The following is a 19,232-nucleotide window of genomic DNA, read 5'->3' as shown; positions in this document are numbered from 1 at the left end:
CCCTAGAGCCTGGTTGAGACAGGTCAGCTTCAGGCTAACGAGGAGACGGACGGTTTTCTTCCAGTCGCGCCTGACGGCGGGCTCCTCGTCGCAGCAGAACCGTACACGTGTTCGAAGAGAGATCGCCACCGAAACACGGGAGGCCGGTGGGGCCGATGCGACGTTTACTCCGGCCCGTCGTCGAGGGCGCGTTCGAGGTAGCGCGCGGCCGACCGGCGTACGGCAGCGGTGCCGTCGGCGGCGACGACCCGCCGCCACCAGCCGCCGTACACCCGCTCGAACGGGAACGGCTCCATGCGGCGCAGGGCGCGGCGGATGATCCGGGGTCGCTCGGGGATCAGGTTGGGGTAGCTGTACATAAAGCTGACGTACCGGCGATCCGGGACGACGGTGAAGATGTCGCCGGTCAGCAGCGCGCCCCTGCCGTCCTCGCCGTCGCGCCAGTGCAGCACCTGGCCGCCCGCGAAGTGCACGCCCGCGTTCACGAGGGTGAGCCCGTCGCCGATCTCCCGGGTCTCGCCGTCCCAGAAGACGATCGACTCGTCGGGCCGGGCCACCCACTCCCGGTCGGCCTCGTGAATGTAGACGGGCGCGTCGAAGGCGTGCGCCCACTCGATCATCGAGCCGTAGAAGTGGGGGTGGCTGATCGCGATCGCGTCGACGCCACCGAGGTCGGCGACCTGGGCGAGGAGATCGTCGTCCAGGTAGGTGATCATGTCCCAGAGAACGTTGCCCGACGGAGTGCGGACGAGCAGCGCCCGCTGCCCGATCGCGGTCGGCGGCTCGGTACCGACGCCGACGATGCCCGGGCCCTCCTCGGCGACCTTGCCGCGGTGCCCGGCGGCCCGCAGCTCGGCGAGCGTGGTCCACTGCTGGCCGTCCCACCCGACGTACTGCCGTTCGTCCTCGCAGATCGGGCAGTCCGGACGGGACGCGCCGTACTGCACCCCGCACGTGCGGCAGATCGGCAGATCTTCGTCCATGACGGGAGCCTACGTCTAGACGGGCCCGGTTCCGGACCCCGCCGCGGCATCCGCCGCACGGAGCGCCGAGCGGCGCGGGAGTGAAAGGATGGACGGGTCTGCGGCCATGTCCCCGTTGGCCGACTGGAGGGAGAGCGCGTGTCCTACACAGGCGATGTCGAGGTCGGCGGTCCCCCCGACGTCCGCGAGCTGCCCGGCCTGACGATCTCCAAGCTGGCCGTCGGGCCGTTCGACAACAACGCCTACCTCCTGCGTTGCACCGCCACCGGCGAGCAGGTCCTGATCGACGCCGCCGCCGAACCGGAGCGACTGCTCGAGCTCCTCGGCGACGCCCCCCTCTCCCGCGTCGTCACGACGCATCGCCACCAGGACCACTGGGGCGCGCTCGGCTCCGTCGTCGACGCGACGCATCCGTCGGTCGTGGCCCACCCTGACGACGCCGAGGTCCTGCCGTTGCCCGTCACCGAGCCGGTCCGGCACGGCGGCACCGTCCGCGTCGGGCAGAACACCCTGTCCGTGATCCACCTGCGCGGCCACACCCCCGGGTCGATAGCGTTGCTGTACGGCGACGGCGACACGCCACACCTGTTCACCGGCGACAGCCTGTTCCCGGGCGGGCCGGGCAACACCTGGGGCGACGCGACGCTGTTCAACCAGCTGATGGACGACCTCGAGGAGCGGGTCTTCGGCACCCTGCCGGACGAGACGTGGATCTATCCGGGCCACGGCAAGGACACCAGTCTCGGCCGCGAACGCCCGCACCTCAAGGAGTGGCGCGCCCGGGGCTGGTGATCACGCGCGCGGCGCACCGGCCCCAGAGGGCAGACGGTCGCCGCGGGTCCGCGCGCCCGGGGCTGGTGATCCCGGCCACAATGCGCCACGATCGTCGTTAATCGGACGTTGGTCGGGTACACCGAGAGACCCTCCAGGCCGCGGATCGGCATATCGGCGGCTGTGATGAGGGAATGATTGGTGGAGAGGGGCGTGCGGAGCGCGCCGGGAACGCGAGCCGGGTAAAGGGGCATGACGGGCGTGACCAGGCAGGTGGCCGAGACCGAGGGTCTGACGGACGTGGAGCTCGCGGCACGGCTGCGCATGACATTGGGTCGGCTGAGCCGTCGCCTCCGCCAGCACGGCCCGCAGACGCTGACGTCCAGCCAGGCGTCGACCCTCGCCAGCGTGGAGGCGATCGGCCCAGTACGCCTCGGTGACCTGGCCGCCGCCGAGGGCGTCAGCGCGCCGACGCAGAGCCGTCTGGTCGCCTCCCTGGAGGCCCAGTCCCTGCTGCGTCGCACACCCGACGTCGACGACCGGCGGGCCACGCTCCTGGAGATCACCCCGGAGGGCCGCCGCCAGCTCGAACAGCTGCGCACCGAGCGGTCGGCGTTCCTCGTCGAGCGGCTCGGCACCCTGTCGCCCGCGCAGCGCGCGGCGCTGGTCTCGGCCCTCGACGTCCTGGAGGACCTGGCCGAGGCCTAGGAGCGAGCGGCTACGCCTTGCGATAGGTCTTCTGGAGGCCGACGAAGAACAGCTTCTTGCGGCCGCTCTGCAACTCGACCCGCCAATACGAGGCGCCCTGGCCGGTGAGGTCGGACAGGTCGAACGTCGTCGCGTCGCGCGGGGTGGCCTTGCCGCTCCACAGTTTCTGGCCGAACGCCATCCACTGACCGGTGCCGTCGGGCTGGAACTGGAAGTAGTCCTTCCCCCCGGCCTGGCTCCACTTGCCGGCGAGCGCGCGGAGCCAGGTCTTGGCGTCGGCGGCGCGCACGTGCGGCGTCGCGGGCTCGGTGGTGGGCGGCAGGTCGATGCTTCCCGGCATGGTGGACTCTGCCACCGGTGAGGCGGGGCGGGATGGCCGGGCGTCCGGTCTGCGGCTGCCGTGCCGGTCGGCGAGGGCGGTGACCAGCAGGATGCCGACGGCGGCGACCGCCAGCACGATCGAGATCGTCCGCGTCACCGCGGGCGCCATCGAGGGCAAGCGCATGCGTACCTTCCCCAGAAATCTTCCCCTGTGATCACGTTACAGGGCGAAAACCTGGTCCGGGACATCCCTGATGAAGCAGGCGGTCAGCGACGCGTGCGCCCGGCCCGCGCGTCGACGTCGGTCATGTCGGTGTCCGACTCGTCCGTGGCGGTGTCGTCCGGCTCTCGGTCGGCGCCGCCGTCGAGATCGTCGCGGGCGGGATCCCGGTCCGTGCCCGCCTCCGGGACCGGGCCGGAGGCGTCCGGGACCGGGCCGGAGTCGTCCGGGACCGGGCCGGAGTCGTCCGGGACCGGGCCGGAGTCGTCCGGGACCGCCGGAGCGGGAACGGCCGGGCCGGGTTCGGGGCCGTCGGCGACGGTCTGACCGGGTCCTTCTCCGGACTCCCGGTCCTCCGTCCCGCCGCGCGGGGCCCTGATGAGGCTGGCGACGGTGGTGACGAACATCGTCGCCCCGATGACGGCGAGCGAGAGGGCCGTCGAGATCTCCGGGACGCTCGGGAACCAGGTCGTGTGCATCGCCTCGAGGACGAGCTTGATGCCGATGAAGGCCAGGATGAACGCGAGCCCCTTGCTGAGGAACACGAGGCGGTCGAGCAGTCCCCGGAGGAGGAAGTACAACTGCCGCAGCCCCATCAGCGCGAAGGCGTTGGCGGTGAAGACGAGGTAGGACTCCTTGGTCAGCCCGAAGATCGCGGGGATGGAGTCGAGGGCGAACAGCAGGTCGGTCGATCCGATGGCGACCATCACGATCAGCATCGGGGTGATGAGGCGCTTGCCGTCGATGTGGACCGTCAGCCGGTGCTCGTGGTACTCCTCCGTCGTCGGGACGGCCCGGCGGATCCAGCGCACGAGGATGTTCTCCTCGTACTCGTCCTCGTCGGGGTCACCGCGCACCAGGCCGTACGCGGTCCAGATGAGGAACCCGCCGAAGATGTAGAACAGCCACTCGAACCGGGCCAGGGCGGCGGCGCCCACGGCGATGAAGATCCCTCGCATCAACAGCGCGATCATGATGCCGATCAGCAGGACCTTGTGCTGGTTGGCCCGGGGAACGGCGAACCGCGCCATGATCACGTAGAAGATGAAGAGATTGTCGACGCTGAGGCTGTACTCGGTGAGGTAGCCGGCGAAGAACTGCGCCGAATAGTCGGGCCCGACCACGAACAGCAGGCCGATGCCGAACAGGATCGCCAGGAGGACGTAGAACGTCACCCACGCGGTCGCCTGCCGCATGGAGAAGTCGCGTGGCTTTCCACGGTCGACCACCCACAGGTCGAACATGATGAACGCGAGCAACCCCAGCAGGGTGAGACCCCAGGCCCAAAGGGTGACGTTCACAAGAACACTTCCTCCGGTGGCAGGCGACGGCCCCGGAGGTCTCTTCCGCCCTCACTCATCGGTAAGGGCCGACAGCACCGGGCCGCATGTGGCTCCTGGGACCGTGATGACGACACTGCCGCGAAGGAATACTCCCCTCCTGGGCACTGACTATATACAAAGGCTTACCTTCGTCGTACCGAGACGTGATCAAGGTGTGCTCGAGGTGACCCGTGCGTACACCGAGGCGAGTTGGTCGAGCGCGTCCTCGTCGGTCGGCAGCCGGGAGGCCTGCTCGGCGGCGGCCACCGCGAGCCGGTCGGCGAGCGCAGGCTCGTCGAGCACGCGCCGCACCGCGCGTTCGAGCGCGGCGGCGTCTCCCGAGGGGACCAGCAGCGCCGCCTCCCCCACCATGCCGGGCACTCCGCCGACGCGCGTGGCGACGAGGGGCCGGCCGGCGCGCAGTATCTCCTGGACGATCAGCGGCTGCCCCTCCCAGACGCTCGGCACGACGGCGACGTCGGCGGCGGCGAGGAGGTCGGCGACGTCCGTACGACGGCCGAGCAGCCGCACCGGGAGGCGTTCGGCCGCGATCCGGTCGCGCAGTTCCGCCTCCAGCGGCCCGTCCCCGGCGATGAGCACCAGCGGCGCGGCGTCCAGCCGGGCCCAGTCGGTGGCGGCGTCCAGCAGGGTCGGCAGTCCCTTCTGCTCCGCGAGCCGCGCCACCGTCAGGATGAGAGGGCGGTCTCCGGCGCCGAGTTCGGCGCGGATCCGCTTCGGCGCCTCGGGGTCGTCGGACGGCGGAGCGGCCGGCGCGGGTACGAGCGCGAGCCCCACCGAGCGCGCGCCCAGCGAGCGCATCCGCTCCTCCAGGTCCGGGGATACGCCCAGGACCTCGGTCGCGCCCCGCGCGACGACGCGTTCGAGCGTGGCGTAGGCCGCGCCGGTCAGGCCCCCCGCGATGGAGGCGTTGTGCAGTGTGACGACGAGCGGCGGACCCGCCGTGCCGAGGCGCAGCGGCCCCGGAACGGTGCGGACGCGGGCGAGCGCGGCCAGTCCTCCGGCCCGCAGACCGTGCGCGTGCACGACGTCGGCGTCCCGGGTGAGGCGCCGAAGCCGGGCGATCGCGCGTACGTCGCCCAGAGGATGCGGGCGGTCGGAGATCTCGACGGGGGCGAACGCCGCGCCGGACGCGGTGAAGCCGAACAGCGCGTCGGCCGAGGCCGGGCCCAGGACGACGACCTTCGCGCCGCGCGCCCGCAGGCCGTCGGCCACCGACCGGACGTGCCGTCCGAGCCCGCCTGCGGCCGTCGCCAGCACAAGCGCGACCTTCAGTCCGTCCATCACCACTCCGGCTGTCCTCTCCGTCACAGTCTCCGCCCGATCAGGCCTCGTAGATCGTCCCGGTCGCCCGCGTACGCGACGGTGGCGAACACGGCGCCGGCGGCCAGCGCGGCCAGGACGCCCACTCCGACGCTGGCGGCCAGACCGGTCGCGCCGAACGCCGCCACCACGCCGGCTCCCGCGGCGTACCCGGCCGCCGCGCCGGCCAGTCCGGTCGCGACCGCCCGCCCCATGCCGCGGAACGCCGTCCTGCCGCGGGTCCGCGCCACGGTGATCAGCAGGAGCACGCCGGCGAGCGTCATGCCGATCGAGTTGCCCAGCCCGAGCGCGGCGACGGCGTCGCGCCGCCCTGCCGCCTCCACCAGCGCGATCTCCGCGGCGATCACCGCGATCCAGCCGGTCACCTGGGCGACCGCCGACGCCCGCCCCTTGCCGGCGGCGAACAGGACGCGGCCGATGTGCGCCATCAGCCCGTAGCCGATGAGGCCGGGCGCGAAGGCGACGATCGCGCGGGCGAGATCCGACGGCGGCACGCCCCCCTTGGTCCCGAGCAGGAACACCCGCGCCACGGGCAGCGCGGTCGCGGCCAGCACGGCCGCCCCCGCGCAGGACAGCAGCACGATCGCGCGCGTCGTCGACGCGGCGGTACGGTCGAAGCCCTCTTGGTCTCCGTCGCTCGCGCGCGCCGACAGGACGGGGAACGCACTGGTCGCCAGCGGGACGGCGAGGACGGCGTACGGCAGCTGGAACAGCGCCCAGGCGTACTGGTAGACCGCCAGCGCGCCCGACCCGCCCCTCGCGTTCGCGAGGATGATGACGATGCCCCAGGCGGCCTGCTGGGCGACCAGCGTGGCCAGGCCCGCAAGGGCCAGCCGCCGGATGCGCGCGGCGACGCCGGGCGGGAACCTCAGCGTGGGCCGCAGCAACCCGAGCCGGAGCCGCGCCGCCGGGCCGACCACGGTGACGACGAGCGCGACCACGCCGAGCGTCGTCCCGACCGACAGCGTCAGCTCCGCGCCCCGCGTGACGGTGGAAAGGTCGTGCTGGTTCGCGGCCTGCCGGTAGGCCGCACCGGTCGACAGGAACGCCAGGTACGCGCCGATGACGACGAGGCTCGACACGAGGGGGGCCAGCGCCGGGCCGAGGAACCTGCGGTGGGCCTGCAGTACGCCGTACAGCACCACGGCGAGCCCGTAGAACAGGATCTGCGGGGCGAACGCCACCAGCATGCGCGTGCCCGCGTCGATCACCTGGTCGCGCGAACAGCCCGGCACCGGCCCGCGGACGAGCACGTCCGCCATCAGGGGGTGGGCGGCCGCGGCAGCGATCAGGGTGAGGGGCAGGAGGATCAGCACGGTCCAGGTCATCAGCGCCGAGGCGATCCGGCCGGCCTCCGGCGCCCGGCGGGCGGCGGGGCCCGCCAGGACCGGAATGACGAGGCTCGCCAGCGCGCCTCCCGCCACCACCTCGAAGACGATGTTCGTCACCTGGTTGCCGGTGAAGTACGCGGTGGCCAGGCAGTCGTTGCCAACGGTGTGGGACAGGACGAGGCTGCGAGAGAACCCGACGATCCGGGCGAAGATGGTGATGACGCCGATGAGGACGGCGGCGCCGGCGAGGCCCCTCCCCCGGCCGACGGTGGTCTCCCCGGCCTCCTCGGTCACGTCCGGTGCCGTCACGGGGTGCCCGACGGACGCGCCTCCGGTACGACGGGACGGCGGCCCAGCTGGTCGAGCCAGTTCAGCGGCGGCGTCGCCCGGATCACCTTCGTGAAGCTGACGACCTCACTCGCGGCGTTGAGCGCTGTCACGCCCGCGAGAACGCCCAGGCGGGACCGGCGGCTCAGGCCCGTCGCCGACAGCCCGATCAGCGCGCCGAAGGCGTTCGCGCCCGCGTCGCCGAGCATCGCGCGCTCGCCGAGGTCCGCCGGCAGCAGGGCGATCGCCGCGCCGAGCGGGGCGGCCGCGACGGCCGAGCCGCTGAGCAGCCCGGCGAACCGGCCGCGCGGCACCGAGGGCGACGGCGCGGCGAACACCAGCGGGCTCGCCAGGAGCCCCGCCTTGATCGCCCGGCCGGGCCGCAGGTCGAACAGGTTGAGCAGATTGGCGGTGCCGGCGATGAGCGCGCCGTTGATCAGGACGTCGAGCAGGGCGCCGCGGCGGGTGGGCGCGCCGCTGCCCGCGAGCGCGGCGGCGGCCAGACCGGCGGCACCGATGCCGAGGATCTTCACCGCGCCCGTGGTGACCTCGCCGCGGGCGAGCGCCGACAGGTGGCCCCTGAAGCCCCGGGAGTCACCGGACCCGGCGAGGTCGTCGTATCCGCCGAGGGCGCCGGTGGCGCCGCCCGCGAGGATCGCGGCGGCGCGCATCCGCGCCGGCACGCCCGGTGCCACGGCCACCGCGGTCACCGCGCCCACCACGAACGCCGGCCCTTCGAGGAGGGTCACCGGCTCACCGCGGTGGTTGGTCCGCACCCAGAGCTTCTCGTCGCGAGGCGGACGGCTGGTCAACGCGACGTACGCCGCCCGTGCCGCCGCCGCGCCCAGTACGGCCCCCGCCACTGCCTTACGCATGCCGCCTCACTTCTTCGTCTTCGTCATCGTCGGCGTGGGCGTCGGCACGGGGGTCGGGAGCGGTCCGTCCACCTTCGACCCGATGCCGTAGTCGCCGGCCTTGCCCTGCTTGGCGGCGGCCAGCGCGAGCACCGCCGCCAGCCGGCCGGCCGGAACGTCCGCCGTGTCGACGGTGGAGACGTGCCCGTCTGCATGGTCGTCGTCGCGCAGCGCCTTGATCATGCCGCCCTGGGTCGCCGAGTCGGAGTCGCCCACCGCGACGGTGCCCCCGCCGTAGGTGTAGAGGGCGATGGGCAACGCGCCGAGCGCCTTGTTCTGGGCGTCTGCGTTCTTGTCGTTGCTCGCGGCGGCGGGCGCGATCACGATGGCGAGTGTCGCACGGCTCGCGGGCTGCCCGCTGAAAGTCAGGAAACCCGCCTCCTTGAAACCGGACAGGACCTGCCCGGCCGCCGGGTCCTCCTGCCCGTTGCGCGACGCCTGCTTGGTCACCAGCACCGAGGCCAGCTCGCTCGCCGTGCGGTCGTACGACGTCGCGTCGGCCGGGAAGTTCAGGCCGGCGGGCTTCAGCTGGTCGGTGAGCTCGTTCAGCGTGGCCTGCTGGTTCGGGTCGAGGTACTTGCTCTGCAGTGTGACGTAACCGCTGATCCGCGCCCCCGCCTTCTTCACCATGTCGGCGGTCTGCGCCCGCATCTGGTCGTCCGCGCCGGGGGCCTCGACGAACACCACGCTCTCGTCCTTGAGCCGGTCGGCGACGACCTGAGCCGCGACCGCGTCGGTGACCTGGCTGCCGTAGTCACGCACTTGCGCGGCCGCGTCCTTCTCCTTACGGAGCACCTCGTTGCTGTTCTTCAGCCGGTTCGAGTTGTCCTTCAGCTGGTCGACCAGCGGCCCGCGCAGCGCAGAGGCGCCGACCACAAGGCCGAGCGCCAGCGCGAGGAAGACCGCGATGATGGAGACGAGGTGGTAACGGAAATCGATCACGTGAAGAGTCCGTTTAGCCAGTAGACGAATTGGTGCCACCAGTCGGCGACGATGGGCTCGAAGGCATCGCCGGCCGGTGAGGAAACGATTGCGGCGACCATCGCGACGAGCGTGGCGGCGATCAGCATGAGCAGCGACGACAGCTTGATACGGCTCCGGTAGAGCCGGCTGACGCCCTTGGCGTCGACGAGCTTGCTGCCCACGCGCAGCCGCGTCAGGAACGTGCTGGACATTCCGGCGCGGCCCTTGTCGAGGAACTCCACGAGCGTCGCGTGGGTGCCGACCGCGACGATCAGGGTGGCACCCTTGTCGTCGGCGAGCAGCATCGCGATGTCCTCGCTGGTCCCCGCGGCGGGGAAGACGACGCCCTCCCGGCCGAGGTCGTGGACGCGGTTGAGGCCGGGCGCCCGGCCGTCGCGGTAGGCGTGCACGACCAGTTCGGCGCCTGACGTCAGCGCCTCGTCGGAGACCGAGTCCATGTCCCCGACGATCATGTCCGGCCGGTAGCCGGCCTCCATCAGCGCGTCGGCCCCGCCGTCCACGCCGATGAGCACGGGACGGTATTCGCGGATGTAGGGCCGGAGGGTCGCGATGTCCTCGCGGTAGTGATAGCCGCGCACGACGATGAGGACGTGACGGCCATCGAGGTCGGTCTTGATGTCCGGGACGCCGACGCCGTCGAGCAGGAGATCCCGCTCCCGCTTGAGGAACTCCATCGTGTTGGCGGCGAACGCCTCGAGCTGGGCGGGCAGCTCGGCCCGCGCCTCGGTCATCGCCGCCTCGACCGACTCCTCGGTCTGCCGGATGCCCTTGGCGGCGACCTGCTCGCCGAGATAGACGGTCTCGCCGTCGATGCGGACGACGTCGCCCTCGTGAACCTTGGTGAAGACGTCCGGCCCCACGTCGTCGATCAGCGGGATGCCCGCCTCCACGAGGATCCGCGGCCCGAGGTTCGGATAGCGCCCGGAGATGCTGCGCGCCACGTTGACCACCGCGGCGACCTGACAGGTGGCCAGCGCCTCCGCGCTGACCCGGTCGAGGTCGACGTGATCGATGATCGCGATGTCGCCGGGCTGGAGGCGCTTGGTCAGCTTCTTGGTCTTGCCGTCGAGGCGGGCGACGCCGGTGATACCCGTCTCCCCCTCCCGCCGGTCACGGCGCAGCCCACGCCGCAGCGGCGCCCGGAGGCGGACGCCGCTCTTGATTCTCGGGGAGACGTCGTTCATCGTGGTGCCAATCCTGCCAGAGCCCGGACAGTGCCACCGGTATCGACGACCGTTATGGCGTGTTCGTTCGCCCACGGACGGTGTCCGTCCGCGCGACGCCCACCCACTTCGGCACTTGATCGCCCGCACGATGGCCCGCCGCCCCAGCGTACGATCATGCGCGCGGACCGGCCGCCGCAAGGCCCGGTCGCCCACTACGACGGGCCGCCGCCCCGGCGTACGGCCGTGCGCCCTCGCAGCGCTCGGCCGCCCGCCCCTCAGCGCTCGGTGGCGGCGATGGCCAGCAGTTCTTCGGCGTGCGCCCGGCCCAGCTCCGAATCCTCCATTCCCGCGAGCATGCGGGACAGCTCGCGGACCCGCCCGTCGGCGTCCAGCGCGGTCACGCCACTGCGGGTGACACGGCCGTCGTTGGACTTCTCCACGACCAAGTGCTGGTCGGCGAACGCCGCGACCTGCGGAAGATGGGTGACCACGATCACCTGGGCCGACTTGGCCAGCCGGGCGAGCCTGCGGCCGACCTCGACGGCCGCCTTGCCCCCCACGCCCGCGTCGACCTCGTCGAACACGAACGTCGGCACCGGGTCGGCACCGGCGAAGACCACCTCGATCGCCAGCATCACGCGCGACAGCTCACCGCCCGACGCCCCCTTGTGCAGCGGCAGCGGCGGCGCGCCCGGGTGAGAGGCCAGCCGCAGCTCGACCTCGTCCACGCCGTACGGGCCGAACTCCTCCTGCGCCGTCACCGCCACGACCACGCTGGCGTGCGGCATGGCCAGCGCCGCCAGCTCCGCCGTGACGGCCTCGGACAGGCGCTCGGCGGCGGCCGTACGGACGGCGGTCAGCTCCGCGGACAGCTCGGTCAGCTGCCGGGTGAGATCGTCGTGCTCGGCGCGCAGCTCGTCGATGCGGTCGTCGTCCGAGTCCAGCTCGGTCAGGCGCAGGGCGGACTGCTCCGCCCACTCCAGGACCTCGGCGATGGTCGCGCCGTACTTGCGGGTCAGCCCGGCAAGTGCCGCCCGCCGCTCCTGCACGCTCGCCAGCAGGGCCGGGTCGGCCTCCACCGACTCGGCATAGCCGGCGAGCTCGGCGGCGACGTCCGATACGAGGTAGACGGCCTCCGACAGGCGGTCCGCCTGCCCGGCGAGCGCCTCGTCGTGGGAGCGCACGGCCTCCAGGGCCTGGCGAGCGCCGCTGAGCAGCCCGATGGCGTCGACGACACCGGTGGTGGCGGTCGGGTCGCCCTGCAACGCCTCGTGCGCCGTGGTGGCGGCCGTACGGAGCGCGTCGGCGTGCGCGAGCCGCTGCTCCTCCGTCGCCAGGAGCTCGTCCTCTCCCGGCTTGGGATCGACCTTCTCGATCTCCTCGAGGCCGAACCGCAGCATGTCGGCCTCCTGCGCCCGCTCCCGGGAGCGCGTGGTCAGCTCCTCCAGGAGCGACGACACCTCCCGGTGACGCCGGTAGGCGGCGGTGTAGGCGCGCAGCGGCTTGGCCACGTCGTCGCCGGCGAAGCGGTCCAGCGCCGCGCGCTGACGCCCGGGCTGCAGCAGCCGCTGCTGGTCGGACTGGCCGTGCACGGCGACGAGGTCGTCCGCGAGGTTGATGAGGACGGAGACCGGTGCCTGCCGGCCGCCGACGTGGGCCCGTGACCGGCCCTCCGCCGAGACGGACCTGGTCAGGATCAGGGCATCGTCCTCGAGCTCGCCGCCGGCCTCCTCGACCCGCGCGGCGACCTTGCCGTCCTCGGCGAGGACGAGGCGGCCCTCCACGGTCGCCCGGTCGGCGCCGGGCCGGACCCGCTGTGGATCGGCTCGTCCTCCGAACAGCAGGCCGAGGCTCGTGACGACCATCGTCTTACCGGCACCGGTCTCGCCGGTGACCACATTGAAACCCGGCGAAAGCTCGAGGACGGCCTCCTCGATCACCCCGAGGTTCTGGATCCGTACTTCCTCGACCATGGGCCGTACCCGGCTCACCGGACCTCCCCGCCCGGCGACTCGGTACTCCTCAACCCGAGCCGTCCTGTTGAATCACCCACCGGGCTGTCGCCCGACGGTCGCACTCGTTCCGCAGCCGGCCCTCGCCGTGCCGGAGACGCGCAAATGGGCACGGTTCGACCGACCACTCCGCTCGCTCGGCACCTCGTGTTTCCTGCCTGGCGGCTCGTCACGTCGGTCACGAAGGCCCTCCTGTCGCAGACACCCGGCGCGCCCGAGGCTACTCCGTCATGATGGCCCTTTAGGCCCCGATGTGCGGGACCGTGACCGGACCTCCCCAGGCGAACACGTGTTCGGCTCAGCGTAGACGGCACGCCGCCGCAGAGGGAACCACCGGGCGTGTCGCCCCCACCGCCGCGGAGGCCCTCGTGGGTACCCAGTGGGATCGAACGTCCAGCTCAAAGCGGACGCCGCAGCGGCGTGTCACACTTCGGGGAGGCATGTCACACCTCGCGAAGACATCGCACCTCACGGGGCGACATCCGCGAAGACATCGCACCTCGCGGGGCGATATCTCGCGAAGACGTCGCCCTTCGTGAGCGCAACGTCTCGCGAAGACGCCCCACCTCGCGGGGGGATGTCGCACTTCGCGGAGGTGTGTCAGTCCTCGCGGACGCGGCCGCGCCAGCCGGCGACCGGCAGGCCGAACTTCGTGACGAGCCGGTCCGTGAACGGGGTCTGATGCAGGTGCGCGAGCCGGACCGGCCGCTCGCCCCGGCGGACCTCCACCCGAGCGCCCGGAGGCAGGTCGATCGGGCGGCTGCCGTCGCACCACAGCACGCCGCCCGAGGTGTTCGGGAGCAGCTCGACCGCGACGACGGACCGTGGCGAGACCACCATGGGCCTGGCGAACAGCGCGTGCGCGCTGATCGGCACGACCAGCATCGCCTCGACCTCGGGCCATACGACGGGACCACCGGCGGAGAACGCGTAGGCCGTCGAGCCGGTCGGAGTGGCGCAGACCACACCGTCGCACCCCCATCGCGACAGCGGCCGTCCGTCGATCTCGGCGACGACCTCGAGCATCCGCTGCCGGGAGGCCTTCTCGACGGCCGCCTCGTTGAGCGCCCAGCTGGCGTTGGTGACGGTGCCGTTCTGCCGGACCACGACGTCGATCGTCATGCGCTCTTCGACGTCATAGCGGCGTGCGGCGACCTTGTCGACCGTGGCGGCCAGGTCCTCCCGCTCGGCCTCCGCGAGGAAGCCGACGTGGCCGAGGTTCACACCGAGCAGCGGGATGCCGGACCGCCGGGCCAGATCCGCGGCCCGCAGGATCGTGCCGTCGCCGCCGAGGACGATGACCATCTCGGCGCCCTCGGTGGCCGCCGCGGAGACCGGCATGACGTCGGCGCCAGCGCAGTGCAGGTCCTCGGCCTCGCTGTCCAGCACCCGCACCGCGATGCCGGCGTCACTGAGCCGGCTGATCACCAACTGGGCGCTGCGCACCGCCGCGCTGCGGCCCGTGTGGGTGACGACCAGGACGGATCTCTTCTCTGTCATGCGGGCCCTTCTGCCACGGCCTTGTCCACCTGGGCCTCGTCGAGAGGCGGGGCGCCCGCTCGCAGCCACAGGAAGTATTCGACGTTTCCGGAGGGCCCGGGCAACGGGCTCGCCGTCACGCCGCGGACTCCCAGGCCCAGTGTCCCGGCATGCAAGGCGATGTCGCGCACGGCCTCCGCCCGGAGTGCGGCGTCGCGGACGACGCCGCCCGCGCCGACGCGGTCCTTGCCCACTTCGAACTGCGGTTTGACCATCATCACGTAGTCGGCGTCGGGGGCCACGCACCGCTGGATGGGCGCGAGGACGAGGCGCAGGGAGATGAACGACAGGTCCCCGACGACCAGGTCGGGCGGCTCACCGTCGGAGATCACCTGGTCCGGCTCGAGGTCGCGGATGTTGACCCGCTCCAGGACCGTCACGCGGTCGTCGGTGCGCAGGGACCAGGCGATCTGGCCGTATCCGACGTCGACCGCGGCCACGTGCGCCGCACCGGCGCGCAGGAGCACGTCGGTGAAACCGCCCGTCGACGCGCCGGCGTCCAGGCAGCGGCGGCCCTCGACCCTCAGGTCGGCGAACGCCTTGAGCGCCCCGGCCAGCTTGTGCCCGCCACGCGAGACGTACTCCGGCCCCGACTCCGCGGGCCGTACGACGATGGCGGCGGAGGTCTCCACCTGGGTGGCGGGCTTGGAAGCGGTCCGGCCGGCGACCGTGACGCGTCCCTCGGTGACCAGGTCCACGGCCTGCTCGCGCGACCGGGCCAGTCCTCGCCGGACGAGCTCGCTGTCCAGCCGACGACGCGCGCTCACGGGACGGCCACCGACAGGCCGACCGGTGACACCGACGAGCCGACCCACGGCGCGGACAGCCCGACCGACAGCGCGGACGGATCGGCCGACAGCGCGATCGGGCCGGTCATGACGCGCTCTCGTCGAGGCCCGTGAGAGCCTCCTGCAGCCGCCGGTGGACGTCGTCGAACACCGCCGGGTGTTCGGTCAGGGGTGCCTGCTCCAGCTCGGTCAGACGCGCCAGCGCGGCGTCGACGCGCTCGTCCCCTGAGGTGTCCACTTCGGTGCCGTTCACCTGTACCCTTCCCTTCGCCGCCGGTCGTGTCCGGCTCAAGAAGAACGCTACCGTCCGTTGACGACAGCGGTGTCGAGGACGACGACGGGGGAACGGACCTGACGATGGCCACCGCTCAGGAAGCACGCTTGGCGCTCGAGCGCATCGCCACCCGGCTCACCGAGGTGGACGCCGACGAGCTCGCCAGGCACGTCGTGGAACGAACGATCAGCTGCCGCGTGCCCGATCTCGGGCTGATCTTCCTCACCCGCATCCACGGGGACGGCCTGGACGACTTCCAGCTCGTGGACGACGCCGACCGCGCCCAGGTCAGGCTCACCGTGAAGAGCGACGATCTGGTGGCGCTGGCCGACGACGAGCTCCACGTGGCCAAGGCCTGGGCGACGGGCCGGCTCAAGATCGAGGCCAGCCTGGGCGACCTGCTGCGGCTCCGGAAGATCCTCTGACGTCGGATCGGAGCGACACACCCGGCGAACGGCCGGACGTCGGGCTCCTCAGACTCCCTACTCGGCCCACGGCCGCCGATCGCGTCACAGCGGATGATCAGCTCCATCTCCGGGGCGCGCGTGGAACCACCGCGTCACGCCGGGCCGGTCCCATGGACGCGGCCGTTCGCGTGGTCGGGCGCGCCATGCGTGGCGGCGCCATCGCGGCCCCGGCGGGCGCGCCGTGGGCACGCTGAGCCGCTCCCGACGGGCGCCGGCCTGATAGCGCGCGTCGCCGCCCGGCAAGCGGCGCCGGCTCACCGCAGGCGAGTCAGGGCAGGCGGGTCAAGGCTTCCTCCGCCTTCGCGGTTTCGCCCGACTCCCAGGCGGCGACGCACAGCGCGCGCAGGGCGTCGACGCGATCGCCCGAACCGGTCACCGTGAAGTCCGGGCCGATCGTCCAGCCGCCGCAGCGGTAGGAACGGTCGGCGCGCCGCACCTCGGGATGCGGCACGAGGAGACCGGACAGGTCGTCGGCGAGGTATGTCGGCCGATGCGGCGGGGGCGCGCCAAGCAGCGCTCGGGCGTCGGTCACCCCGGTCAGCACGAGCAGGCTGTCAGCGCCGCCGTTGTTGGCGCCCTCGATGTCCGTGTCGAGGCGATCCCCCACGATCAGCGGCCGCTCGGCGCCGGTGCGCAGGATCGTCTCGCGGTGCAGGGGCAGCTCCGGCTTGCCGGTGACGATGGGGTCGACGCCGGTCGCGGTGCGGATCACCTGGACCAGGGCCCCGTTGCCCGGCCTCGGCGGCCCGCCCGGGCTCGGAATCGTGGTGTCGGCGTTGGACGCGACGAACAGCGCGCCCGCGGCGACGGCCCGGCCCCCTTCCGCGAGCAGATCGTACGAGAGGCCTGGCGTGAACCCCTGCACGACGGCGGCGGGGCGCTCGGCGGCGGTCGAGACGGGACGCAGGCCGGCGGCGCGGAGCGCGTGCCGGAGGCCGGTGCCGCCGACGACGAGGACCTTCGAGCCGGCCGGAAGTCGCTCCGCCAAGAGCCTGGCGGCGGCCTGCGCGGACGTCACGACGTCCTCCGCCGCCGCGGGCACCCCCACCTCGGTGATGAGCGCGGCCGTCGCGCTCGGCGTCCGTGAGGCGTTGTTGGTCGCGAACGCCAGACGCATCCCGCCCGCCCGCGCCTTGGCCAGCGCCTCGGCCGCGCCCGGCACCGGGTCGCGGCCGATGTAGATCACGCCGTCGAGGTCGAGTACGGCGACGTCGTAGATCTCGGCGAGCGGCCGGTCGCTCCCTCGCATGTCACCCCTTCCGGGCTCGCGCGTGCCGCAGTGCGGTCGCGTAGTGCTTGTTGTCCGGGCACATCGCGCAGGCGAGCGCGAGGTGCTCGACCGCCTCCGCGAGATCACCGGTGCGGGTCAGCGACATGCCCAGGCCGTACAGAGCGTAGTCCTCGGCCGGATCGGCCTCGACGATCATACGGAAGTTGGCGGCGGCATCGGCGTACCGCTTCGCGCCGAAGTGGGCGCGGGCAAGGGCCTCCCGCACGCTCCGGCTAGACGGCTCGGCGGCCGCGGCGTGTTCAAGGATCTGGATCGCGGCGGCCGGGCTGCCGCCGTTGAGTAGCTCCAGGCCTCGCTGGTACCACTCGTAGACGCCGCCTGCCGGAGCACCTTGGGAATCATGACCGTGATCCGCACCTTGAACCATGTGTGCCTCCGTTCGTCGACTCCACTTGTGTCCCAACAATGACGCGGTATCTAACATGCCCGATGTGACCAGTGATCCCGGACTTGCGCTGCGGCCATTCCGAGCCGTGCGGTACGACACCGCGAGGGTGAGCTCCCTCGCCGCGGTGACGTCGCCGCCGTACGACCTCATCGACGAGGAGTCGCTGGGGCGGTTCGAGGCCGAGGAGCCGCACAACGTCGTCCGGCTGATCCTTCCGAAGGACGACTACCAGGAGGCCGCCGAGACGCTGCGGTCGTGGCTGGCGTCCGGCATCCTCACCGTGGACGACGAGCCCGCGTTGTACGTCTATGAGGAGGTCTCCGGCGCCGTCGTCCAGCGCGGGCTGATCGGGGCGGTCGGCGTGCACGACGAGGGCTCGCGGGTGATCCTCCCGCACGAGCACGTCTATCCCGGTCCGGTCCGGGATCGGCTGGCCCTGATGTCGGCGATGGAGGCGAACCTGGAGCCGATCTTCCTGCTGTACGAGGGCGGCGCCGACTCGGCGGCCGCCCGGGTGGTCGACGACGTCGCCTCGTCTCTGCCCCCTGTGCTGGAGACCGCCACGGGCGATGACGTACGGCACCGGTTGTGGGCGATCCGGGACCCGGCCGCGCAGGCGAGGATCGCCGAGGATCTGCGGGGCCGTCAGGCTCTCATCGCCGACGGGCACCACCGCTACGCGACCTACCAGGCGCTGCGCCGCCGGTATGACGGACCGGGCCCCTGGGACTACGGACTGGCGCTGCTCGTCGACTCCGTCGCCTATCCGCCACGGCTGGGCGCCATCCACCGGGTGCTCCCCGGCCTGCCCCTCTCCGAGGCCGTACGGCGCGCGAAGGCGGCCTTCCGCGTCGAGGCGATCGGCCCGGATCTTCCGGCCGGGCTCGAGCGGCTCGCCGCGCACACCGACACGGCGTTCCTGCTCGGCGGTGAGGCGGGATTCTTCCTGCTCACCGATCCCGACCCCGTCCAGGTGGATCGCTCCATGCCGGAGGACGCCTCCGACCGGTGGCGCGGCCTGGACACCGCCGTACTGCACCGCCTGCTCATCCCCCGACTCTGGGGGATCGAGGACGACGAGCGGACCGTGCGCATCGTCCACCACGACGCGGCCCGCGCGGTCGACAAGGCCCGGCGGAAGGGCGGCACCGCGGTGATCCTCAACCCGCTCAAGGTCCCGGACGTCCTGGCGGTCGCGGCCAACGGCGAAAAGGTGCCCCGCAAGTCGACGTCCTTCGGTCCAAAGCCGCGCACCGGCCTGGTCATGCGCACCTTCGCCGCCGGATGACGACCCCAGGTCGCGCGTCGTCCCGACCTCGGCCGGGACGACGCGCCCACCGGCCCGTCCAGGAGTTCGGGCAACACGCGGTTTCTCAAACTGAATCCCTAGGGACGGGAGATCCAGAACCAGTCCGGAGAACGATCAGACGTGGGAGCCATACGGTTCGGTCATGATGAACGTCTGGGTCAAGACGCGACGAGACGGGCTGGTCCGAGCCGCCGACATCATCCGGATCCAAGGTGACGGAAGGTCCGTTCGGATATGGCATCGTGCCGCCAGCGATACGACGGCGTCGTCCGTCGCCGTCTGTGAGATACCACGGCGGACACCCAAGCTCCCCGGTGACTTCGCCGAACAGCTGACTCTCGTGATCGCGCAGTACCAGAAGGACTTCGCCGTGATCGAAGCGGTCCGGCAGCCTTCCGGATGGGGCTGGATGATCACGGACGCCCTCGCCGTGAGACCGCAGTACTACTGCCCCACCCCGATTCCTCCGAGCACCGGCGAGCCGTTCGGGCCAGAGCCGTCGGCCGGGCCCATCGAGACGCTCGGCTCGGGGCGGTACCTGCCCGACGACGAGCGCTGATCCTTCCAACGCACGTTCGCCCCTCACGAGGGCGGGCTCGTACGGCATGCGCGCACAGCACGTCGATGCGGGTCCGCCCGCCGTCCGGGAGCCGTCCGGCAGCCGTCGGCATTCGTCGCGTACGCCCCGGCGTCCCCTCATCGACGTCCCCGACGTCTTCGATCCCGAGGACGACGAAGGGCGGATCGACCGGCAGGCCTTCGACGCCGCCGTTCCC

19 protein-coding genes are annotated in these 19,232 nt (G+C 72.1%); 5 read left to right on the top strand and 14 right to left on the bottom strand.

Features of this window, described 5'->3' with window-relative positions:
* Positions 1 to 164 precede the first annotated feature (164 nt).
* Positions 165 to 983, bottom strand: a complete 819-nt coding sequence (locus AB0I04_RS04530; RefSeq protein WP_360878901.1) for an MBL fold metallo-hydrolase — start codon at positions 981 to 983, stop codon at positions 165 to 167.
* Positions 984 to 1,121: 138 nt separating this feature from the next.
* Between AB0I04_RS04530 and AB0I04_RS04525 the strand changes: the two genes are divergently transcribed.
* Both AB0I04_RS04525 and AB0I04_RS04520 read left to right on the top strand, forming a co-directional pair.
* Positions 1,122 to 1,775: an MBL fold metallo-hydrolase gene (locus AB0I04_RS04525; RefSeq protein ID WP_360878898.1), complete on the top strand. Its 654-nt coding sequence runs from the start codon at positions 1,122 to 1,124 to the stop codon at positions 1,773 to 1,775.
* A 240-nt stretch (positions 1,776 to 2,015) separates the two neighbouring features.
* Positions 2,016 to 2,462, top strand: coding sequence for a MarR family transcriptional regulator (locus AB0I04_RS04520; RefSeq protein ID WP_360878895.1), 447 nt, complete (start codon positions 2,016 to 2,018; stop codon positions 2,460 to 2,462).
* Positions 2,463 to 2,472: 10 nt separating this feature from the next.
* On the opposite strand, the gene AB0I04_RS04515 is transcribed toward AB0I04_RS04520, so the two are convergent.
* The 11 genes from AB0I04_RS04515 to AB0I04_RS04465 form a co-directional block, all read right to left on the bottom strand.
* Positions 2,473 to 2,967: a hypothetical protein gene (locus AB0I04_RS04515; protein WP_360878892.1), complete on the bottom strand. Its 495-nt coding sequence runs from the start codon at positions 2,965 to 2,967 to the stop codon at positions 2,473 to 2,475.
* A gap of 83 nt (positions 2,968 to 3,050) precedes the next feature.
* The gene (locus tag AB0I04_RS04510; protein WP_360878889.1) at positions 3,051 to 4,304 is read right to left on the bottom strand and encodes a TerC/Alx family metal homeostasis membrane protein; all 1,254 of its coding nucleotides are present in this window, start codon (positions 4,302 to 4,304) and stop codon (positions 3,051 to 3,053) included.
* Between the two features lie 189 nt (positions 4,305 to 4,493).
* On the bottom strand, positions 4,494 to 5,627 hold the full coding sequence (locus AB0I04_RS04505) for a glycosyltransferase family 4 protein (RefSeq protein WP_360878886.1): 1,134 nt from the start codon (positions 5,625 to 5,627) through the stop codon (positions 4,494 to 4,496).
* Positions 5,628 to 5,650: 23 nt separating this feature from the next.
* The gene (locus tag AB0I04_RS04500) at positions 5,651 to 7,291 is read right to left on the bottom strand and encodes a lipid II flippase MurJ (protein WP_360878883.1); all 1,641 of its coding nucleotides are present in this window, start codon (positions 7,289 to 7,291) and stop codon (positions 5,651 to 5,653) included.
* Between the two features lie 11 nt (positions 7,292 to 7,302).
* Positions 7,303 to 8,199, bottom strand: a complete 897-nt coding sequence (locus AB0I04_RS04495) for a hypothetical protein (protein ID WP_360878880.1) — start codon at positions 8,197 to 8,199, stop codon at positions 7,303 to 7,305.
* 6 nt (positions 8,200 to 8,205) lie between these two features.
* On the bottom strand, positions 8,206 to 9,180 hold the full coding sequence (locus AB0I04_RS04490) for a copper transporter (RefSeq protein WP_360878878.1): 975 nt from the start codon (positions 9,178 to 9,180) through the stop codon (positions 8,206 to 8,208).
* Positions 9,177 to 10,406 (bottom strand): putative cytokinetic ring protein SteA, encoded by a 1,230-nt coding sequence (gene steA, locus AB0I04_RS04485; protein ID WP_360878875.1) that lies wholly within the window; start codon positions 10,404 to 10,406, stop codon positions 9,177 to 9,179. The genes AB0I04_RS04490 and steA overlap by 4 nt, the downstream gene beginning before the upstream one ends.
* Positions 10,407 to 10,663: 257 nt before the next feature.
* Positions 10,664 to 12,361 carry a DNA repair protein RecN gene (gene recN, locus AB0I04_RS04480; RefSeq protein WP_360879953.1) on the bottom strand — a complete coding sequence of 566 codons (1,698 nt, stop codon included), beginning with the start codon at positions 12,359 to 12,361 and terminating at the stop codon, positions 10,664 to 10,666.
* Positions 12,362 to 13,000: 639 nt separating this feature from the next.
* Positions 13,001 to 13,900 carry an NAD kinase gene (locus AB0I04_RS04475; RefSeq protein WP_360878873.1) on the bottom strand — a complete coding sequence of 300 codons (900 nt, stop codon included), beginning with the start codon at positions 13,898 to 13,900 and terminating at the stop codon, positions 13,001 to 13,003.
* The gene (locus AB0I04_RS04470; RefSeq protein WP_360878870.1) at positions 13,897 to 14,706 is read right to left on the bottom strand and encodes a TlyA family RNA methyltransferase; all 810 of its coding nucleotides are present in this window, start codon (positions 14,704 to 14,706) and stop codon (positions 13,897 to 13,899) included. Before AB0I04_RS04470 ends, AB0I04_RS04475 begins: the two co-directional genes overlap by 4 nt.
* 106 nt (positions 14,707 to 14,812) lie before the next feature.
* Entirely contained in the window at positions 14,813 to 14,980 is a 168-nt protein-coding gene (locus AB0I04_RS04465; RefSeq protein WP_360878867.1) for a hypothetical protein, read from the bottom strand.
* Positions 14,981 to 15,084: 104 nt separating this feature from the next.
* Here AB0I04_RS04465 and AB0I04_RS04460 point away from each other — a divergent pair, with 104 nt between their 5' ends.
* Positions 15,085 to 15,426 carry an SCP2 sterol-binding domain-containing protein gene (locus tag AB0I04_RS04460; RefSeq protein ID WP_360878864.1) on the top strand — a complete coding sequence of 114 codons (342 nt, stop codon included), beginning with the start codon at positions 15,085 to 15,087 and terminating at the stop codon, positions 15,424 to 15,426.
* 310 nt (positions 15,427 to 15,736) lie between these two features.
* Here AB0I04_RS04460 and AB0I04_RS04455 read toward each other — a convergent pair whose 3' ends face one another.
* Both AB0I04_RS04455 and AB0I04_RS04450 read right to left on the bottom strand, forming a co-directional pair.
* On the bottom strand, positions 15,737 to 16,717 hold the full coding sequence (locus tag AB0I04_RS04455) for an HAD-IIA family hydrolase (protein WP_360878861.1): 981 nt from the start codon (positions 16,715 to 16,717) through the stop codon (positions 15,737 to 15,739).
* A 1-nt stretch (position 16,718) separates the two neighbouring features.
* Complete coding sequence (locus AB0I04_RS04450) at positions 16,719 to 17,126, bottom strand: tetratricopeptide repeat protein (protein WP_360878858.1); 408 nt, start codon at positions 17,124 to 17,126, stop codon at positions 16,719 to 16,721.
* A gap of 55 nt (positions 17,127 to 17,181) precedes the next feature.
* On the opposite strand from AB0I04_RS04450, the gene AB0I04_RS04445 reads away from it, so the two are divergent.
* A complete protein-coding gene (locus AB0I04_RS04445) occupies positions 17,182 to 18,435 on the top strand; it encodes a DUF1015 domain-containing protein (protein WP_360878856.1) in 1,254 nt (417 codons plus the stop codon).
* Between the two features lie 163 nt (positions 18,436 to 18,598).
* The gene (locus AB0I04_RS04440; RefSeq protein WP_360878853.1) at positions 18,599 to 19,015 is read left to right on the top strand and encodes a hypothetical protein; all 417 of its coding nucleotides are present in this window, start codon (positions 18,599 to 18,601) and stop codon (positions 19,013 to 19,015) included.
* The last annotated feature ends 217 nt before the right edge of the window (positions 19,016 to 19,232 follow it).

It is taken from the genome of Actinoallomurus sp. NPDC050550 (assembly GCF_040655075.1).
In the GTDB taxonomy this organism is placed as follows: Bacteria; Actinomycetota; Actinomycetes; order Streptosporangiales; family Streptosporangiaceae; genus Actinoallomurus.
This window is presented reverse-complemented; position numbering and strand designations above follow the sequence as displayed.